The organism is Methylibium sp. (genome assembly GCF_013817365.1).
Lineage (GTDB): Bacteria > Pseudomonadota > Gammaproteobacteria > Burkholderiales > Burkholderiaceae_C > Methylibium.
This window is the reverse complement of sequence record NZ_JACDCU010000252.1, coordinates 1-6,173: the sequence shown is the minus strand read 5'-3', so window position 1 is coordinate 6,173 and position 6,173 is coordinate 1. Positions and strand designations below refer to the sequence as shown.

Here is a 6,173-nt window from a genome sequence, read left to right as displayed (position 1 = left end):
CTGGCGATTCTCGACGAGACCGATTCCGGCCTCGATATCGACGCGCTCAGGATCGTTTCTCAGGGCGTCAACCAGCTCGCCAACAGAGAGAATGCGATCGTGCTGGTGACGCACTACCAGCGACTGCTCAACTACATCGTGCCCGACTTCGTCCACGTGATGGAGGCGGGCCGCATCATCAAGACGGGCGACAAGGCGCTGGCGCTCGAACTCGAGACGCGTGGCTACGACTGGGTCGCTGCCGAGCACCAGGCGGCGATGGCAGTGGTTGCATGAGCACGGTCACCTCGATGCGGCGACCCGCTGCGGGTTACCTCGACACGCTGCTGGAAGGTCAGCCGCAGCTGCGGGCCAGCTCACTGGCGTGGATCAACGCGTTGCGCGCGCAGGCCATTGGCCGCCTGGACGTGCTGAAAGTGCCGACCCTGCGCGACGAGGAGTGGCGCTTTACCGACATTTCGCCGCTCACCAGGCTGTCGTTTCAGCCGGTGCGCAGTGCCACCGATCTGCGCGCGGCACACATCGAGCAGTTCTATTTTGAAGAGGCAACGACCCGGTTGGTTTTTGTCGACGGCGTCTATGTCCCGCAGTTGTCCAGCACACTCACAGACGGCGGCGCGATGGTTGCCAATCTGTCGTCGGCAGATACGGCGCAGGCTGCGACCATCGAGCCCCACCTCGGCCGACACGCAGCATTCGGCGATAACGTATTCGCGGCTCTCAATACGGCCTTGCTGCAGGATGTGGCCGTGGTTGTGGTGCCGCGCAATGTGACACTGACAGCGCCGCTGCATCTGCTCTTCATTGCGACGCAAGCCGAGGTGGTCAGTTACCCGCGCTGCCTGTTGGTCGCTGAGTCCGGCAGCAGCGTGACCTTGATCGAAGACTATGTTGCGCTGCTGGATGCGGCCTATTTCGTCAACCCGGTGACCGAGATCGCGCTCGCCGATCAGGCCCAGGTCAAGCATATCCGCGTGCAGCGCGATAGCGTCAAGGCGTTCCACATTGCTGATTGCGCGGTATCGCTGGGGCGTTCCAGCAACTATCAGTCGGTGAGTGTTGCGCTCGGCGCCCAGATTTCTCGCTACAACCTCAATGTGCGCTTGGCCGAAGGCGCCGAGTGCGTGGTTGACGGCCTGGCGTTGATTGCCGACAGCCAGCTTGCCGACACCCACACATCTATCGACCACGCCCAGCCGAATGGTGTGAGCCGCCAACTTCACAAATGCATCGTCGGCGGCAGCGCGCACGCCGTGTTCAACGGCAAAGTCATGGTGCGCCACGGGGCCCAGCGCACTGACTCGAACCAGTCGAGTCGCAACTTGCTGCTCACCGGCAAAGCCCAAGTCGATACCAAGCCCCAGCTGGAGATTTTCGCGGACGACGTGAAATGCGCGCATGGCGCCACCATCGGCCAGCTCGACAGCGACGAAGTGTTTTATCTGAAGAGCCGCGGGCTGTCCGATAGCGTCGCGCGCAATCTGTTGACCTATGCCTTCGGTGCCGAGATCCTCGAGCGCATTCCGGTCGCATCACTCAAGCACCGGCTTGAATTGAAGATGCTTGAACAAACCGGCAGCCTGCCATGAGCGCCGTCCGGGCAGCATTCAATCCGCGCTCGGCGTCTGCCTTTGACGTCGAACGCATACGCGCCGACTTTCCGATCCTGCAACTCAAGATCGATGGCAAGCCGCTGGTGTACCTCGACAACGCCGCCTCGAACCAGATGCCGCAGACGGTGATCGACCGCCTGGTGCGCTACCAGACGAGCGAGCATGCCAACATCAACCGCGCAGTGCATTACCTGTCGGAGACGGCAACCAGCGAGTACGAGGCCGCGCGGCGCAAGCTGCAGCATTTCATCCATGCGCGTGAAGAGCGCGAAGTCATTCTTACCAGCGGCACGACCGATGCGATCAATCTGGTGATGCACGGTTACGGCCGAAAGTTCATCAAGTCCGGCGACGAGATCATTCTGACCACGCTCGAGCACCATTCAAACATCGTGCCGTGGCAGATGCTGGCCGAAGAGAAGGGCGCGAAGATTCGTGTGGTACCGATCAACGACGCCGGCGAATTGCTGATCGACGACTACGAGAAGCTGTTCAACGAACGAACCCGGTTCGTCGGCGTGATGCATGTCTCGAACGCGCTGGGCACGGTCAACCCGGTGAAGAAAATGATCGCTTTCGCCCATGAGCGCGGCGTGCCGGTGCTGGTGGACGGCGCGCAGGCGGCGCCGCACCTGCAGGTAGATGTGAAGGATCTGGATTGCGACTTCTACGCTTTTTCCGGCCACAAGTTATGTGGACCGACCGGTATTGGCGTGCTGTTTGGCAAGGCGGCGCTGCTGGAAAAAATGCAGCCCTTTAAAGGCGGCGGCGACATGATCATGTCGGTGACCTTTGAGAAAACCACCTACAACACGATCCCGCACAAATTCGAGGCCGGTACGCCTCCCATCGCAGCGGCCATCGGGTTGGGCGCCGCCGTGGATTACCTCTCAGCCATCGGCATGGACGCCATTGCCGAGTACGAACACGCGTTGCTCAGTTACGCGACCGAGCAGATGACGCGGATGCCGGGCGTGCGCATTCTCGGCACGGCCACAAACAAGGCTGCTGTGCTGTCATTCACGGTTGACGGCGTGCACCCCCACGACGTCGGTACGCTGCTGAATCAGGAGGGCGTGGCGGTGCGCACGGGTCATCATTGCGCGCAGCCAGTGATGCAGCGCTTCAAAGTGCCGGCCACTTCGCGCGCCTCGTTTGCGTTCTACAACAGCATGGCCGAAGTCGATGCACTTGTCGGCGGCATTCGCAGCGTGCAGAAGGTGTTTGCGTAATGGCCGACTACCGAGCGCTTTATCAAGAGGTCATCCTGGACCACAACAAAAAGCCGCGCAATTACGGCACGCTAGAGCATGCGAGCCACCATGCGGTGGGCCACAACCCGCTGTGCGGCGATCACATCACTGTGGCGCTCAATCTCAATCTTGACCCGGAATGTGTCGAGTGCATCGACGGCATCGCGTTTCAGGGTGAGTCGTGCGCGATCTGCAAGGCGTCGGCGTCGATGATGACGGTGGCTGTGAAAGGCAGGACACGCACCGACGTGGAAACCTTGATCCAGGAGTTTCTTGCCATGGCCACCGGCAAACTCGATCTGGACACCCCGAATCACATCGGCCGGCTGGCGGTATTCGCCGGTGTGCGGGATCTGCCGACCCGCGTCAAGTGCGCGATCCTGCCGTGGCACACGCTGCATGCGGCATTCAATTCGGTCGCCAGTGCCTCGACTGAAGCCGCGGAGGACCCGATGCACGCACCGATCGGCAACGCGTGATTGGGCCATTTGTCTTGGCCATTGAGGATCAATTGGAGTTGAGAAGATGCTCACAGCGAATGAACTGAGAAACACCATAGTGAATGGCCTGCCCTGCGATCACGTGAAAGTGCTGGGCGATGACGGCCAGCACTTCGAGGCGGTGATCGTGAGCCCGCAATTCACCGGCAAAAGCAGAATACAGCAGCATCAGCTGGTGTATCAGGCACTCGGCGATCGCATGCGTTCCGAAATTCACGCCTTGTCCATGCGGACCTTTGCGCCCGATGCTTGGGCCGAATCGGCTACTTAATATATGGAGAAATTTGAAATGAACGTTCAGGAAAATATTCGCAATCAGGTCACCACCAACTCCGTCGTGCTTTACATGAAAGGCACACCGCAGTTCCCGCAGTGCGGATTTTCAGGTGCGACGGTACAAATACTGAAGGCTTGTGGCGTGCAGGACTACACCGCTGTGAACGTCCTGGCCGACCCTGAGATTCGCGACGGTATCAAGGCTTATGCCAACTGGCCCACCATACCGCAGCTCTATATCAACGGCGAGTTTGTCGGTGGCGCGGATATTGTGCGCGAGATGTACGAACAAGGTGAATTGCAGAAGTTGATCGATTCATCGGCTGGTCGATAAAGATCAAAACGAGTTATGGGCAGGATATCAAATCAACGCGATTGTTATCTTTTCGCCGCGAAGAGAGTGGCCTTGCTTTCAGGAAGTTCAGATGCCCAAGATTTCAGACATTGAAGACACGCCCAATCCGAACGCGGTGAAATTCATTCTCTGGGAGCCGCTGACCTGGGGAATTGCGCACTCGTACGAGAACGCCGAGCAAGCGCAAGGCGACCCGCTGGCGCGAGCGTTGTTTGACGTTGAGCACGTCAGCAATGTGTTCTACGTTGATAAATGGCTCACGGTCACCCAGGACGGCGAAGTCGATTGGCCGGAGTTGGTGCGTTTGCTCGCGGTGCCCATCCGCGCCGCGCCGGCGGCGCAGGCGCAGACAGCGGTGGCGGTGGCGGCGGCAAACCATGCCTACGCCGACCTCAGTCCGCCAGACCGGCAGCGCTTCGACGCGATCAACACCTTGCTTGACGAGCAGATCCGTCCGTATCTGAGAAGCGATGGTGGCGACCTCCACGTGATCAGCCTCGATGGCGACCTGCTCAGCGTGCATTACCAGGGCGCGTGCGGTACTTGCCCGAGCTCGATATCCGGCACCCTCAGAGGCATCGAGAACCTGGTGAAGTCGATCGAGCCGGACATCGAAGTCGTGGCTGTTTAAGACGACATGCAAGAAGAAAACGCTCTATGAAACCCACGCACGATGCAATGCTGGAACGCTTTCGGCAAATATTTCCCAATGCCGCGATCCAGATCGAGGACGAGAGCCATTTGCACTCCGGTCACGCCGGCGCCTCGGGTGGCGCTGGTCACTTTCGAGTCCGAGTGAATTGACGCCAGATTCAATGGACTGCCGCGGATCTCCCGGCACCGGCTGGTCTATGACGCCGTGTCCGACTGGATGCCCGCGCGGGTGCACGCACTGAACATCGTCGCAATGACGCTGGAAGAAGCCGCGGCGCTTGTTGACCACCCCGCAGAGTCCGCCTAATCGCCAAGTGTCATTCACTGACGTCCTTGGCTCTCCGCGAATTTCCGAGGGACCCGGCAATGACGGGCATGTGATCGGCGGCATGGGTCGTCTGGCTACAGTGGTGGCTGTAGCGCAACGTCGGGGGCCCTACGACGGTGTGTTGGCCGTCCGCTTACCCTTGTTCTCCCTTGCCATCGCGTCCACTCATTCTGATCTGACCCCCGAAACCTGAACCGCCCCGGGTTTGGTGGAGGCTGTTTGGTTTAAGTCAGGTCGCCACCGTGGTGACTTGACTGGCGAGTTGTCGGTAGTAGTTTGCTTCAGCTTCTGCTGGAGGGATGTAGCCGATGGGTTCGAGCAGACGGTGGTGGTTGAACCAGGACACCCATTCCAGCGTGGCCAGCTCCACGGCCTCCTTGGTCTTCCATGGCGCTCGGCGGTGGATCAGCTCGGCCTTGTAAAGCCCGTTGATCGTCTCGGCCAAGGCGTTGTCGTAGCTGTCGCCCTTGCTGCCCACGGACGGCTCGATCCCGGCCTGTGCCAACCGCTCGGTGTACCGAATGCTGACGTACTGCGACCCGCGGTCCGAATGGCAGATCAACGCATCGCGCTCGGGCTGCCTGGCGTACAGCGCTTGTTCCAGTGCATCGAGCACAAAGTCCGTGCGCATCGAACTGCTGAGCCGCCAACCCACGATCCGCCGGGCGAACACGTCGATGACGAAGGCCACGTACTGCCAGCCTTGCCAGGTGCAGACATAGGTGAAGTCCGAGACCCACAACTGGTTCGGCCGCTCGGCACGGAACTGCCGGTTGACGCGGTCCAGCGGACACGGCGCCTTGCTGTCGCTGATCGTCGTGCGCACGACCTTGCCGCGCATCAAGCCGCGCAGCCCTTGCCGTCGCATCAACCGCTCGACGGTGCAGCGCGCCACCGAAGTGCCTTCGCGCCTCAATTGCCGCCAGACCTTGTCGGCACCGTAGACCTGCATGTTGGACCACCAGACGCGATCGATCTGGGGCGCCAGTGCCTCGTCGCGTTGGGCACGGGCGCAGCGCCGTTGCGGATCGCGCCGAAGCGCTGCGTGGCGTCGATACCCCGACGGGGCAACCTGCAGAACTTTGCAGATCGGCTCGACCCCATGGGTGCCTCGGTGCTGGTCAATGAAGTCCATCAGTGTTCAGCGTCAATCAGGATGAGAAGAGCGCGTCAATCAAGGTGAGAAGCGAAGTG

The 6,173-nt window shown here is 60.5% G+C and carries 7 protein-coding genes, 2 pseudogenes and 1 other annotated feature; of the genes and pseudogenes, 8 read left to right on the top strand and 1 reads right to left on the bottom strand.

The window, feature by feature from the left end; genetic code table 11:
- The 8 genes and pseudogenes from H0W38_RS14675 to H0W38_RS22120 all read left to right on the top strand — a co-directional run.
- A pseudogene (locus H0W38_RS14675) lies at nt 1-276 on the top strand (ABC transporter ATP-binding protein); the annotation flags it as partial.
- Complete coding sequence (sufD, locus tag H0W38_RS14670; protein ID WP_292455343.1) at nt 273-1,589, top strand: Fe-S cluster assembly protein SufD; 1,317 nt, start codon at nt 273-275, stop codon at nt 1,587-1,589. The pseudogene H0W38_RS14675 and the gene sufD, both read left to right, overlap by 4 nt.
- Complete coding sequence (locus H0W38_RS14665; RefSeq protein ID WP_292455340.1) at nt 1,586-2,845, top strand: cysteine desulfurase; 1,260 nt, start codon at nt 1,586-1,588, stop codon at nt 2,843-2,845. The genes sufD and H0W38_RS14665 overlap by 4 nt, the downstream gene beginning before the upstream one ends.
- The gene (gene sufU, locus H0W38_RS14660; protein WP_292455337.1) at nt 2,845-3,345 is read left to right on the top strand and encodes a Fe-S cluster assembly sulfur transfer protein SufU; all 501 of its coding nucleotides are present in this window, start codon (nt 2,845-2,847) and stop codon (nt 3,343-3,345) included. The genes H0W38_RS14665 and sufU overlap by 1 nt, the downstream gene beginning before the upstream one ends.
- Nucleotides 3,346-3,391: 46 nt before the next feature.
- Nucleotides 3,392-3,637, top strand: coding sequence for a BolA/IbaG family iron-sulfur metabolism protein (locus H0W38_RS14655; RefSeq protein ID WP_292455335.1), 246 nt, complete (start codon nt 3,392-3,394; stop codon nt 3,635-3,637).
- 18 nt (nt 3,638-3,655) lie between these two features.
- Complete coding sequence (gene grxD / locus H0W38_RS14650; RefSeq protein ID WP_292455334.1) at nt 3,656-3,976, top strand: Grx4 family monothiol glutaredoxin; 321 nt, start codon at nt 3,656-3,658, stop codon at nt 3,974-3,976.
- A 91-nt stretch (nt 3,977-4,067) separates the two neighbouring features.
- Complete coding sequence (locus tag H0W38_RS14645; RefSeq protein ID WP_292455331.1) at nt 4,068-4,628, top strand: NifU family protein; 561 nt, start codon at nt 4,068-4,070, stop codon at nt 4,626-4,628.
- Nucleotides 4,629-4,856: 228 nt separating this feature from the next.
- A complete protein-coding gene (locus H0W38_RS22120; RefSeq protein ID WP_367162153.1) occupies nt 4,857-4,958 on the top strand; it encodes a hypothetical protein in 102 nt (33 codons plus the stop codon).
- Nucleotides 4,959-5,208: 250 nt separating this feature from the next.
- Here H0W38_RS22120 and H0W38_RS14640 read toward each other — a convergent pair.
- A pseudogene (locus H0W38_RS14640) lies at nt 5,209-6,108 on the bottom strand (IS3 family transposase); the annotation flags it as partial.
- Nucleotides 6,043-6,121: a sequence feature (AL1L pseudoknot), on the bottom strand. It overlaps the preceding pseudogene by 66 nt.
- Between the last annotated feature and the right edge of the window lie 52 nt (nt 6,122-6,173).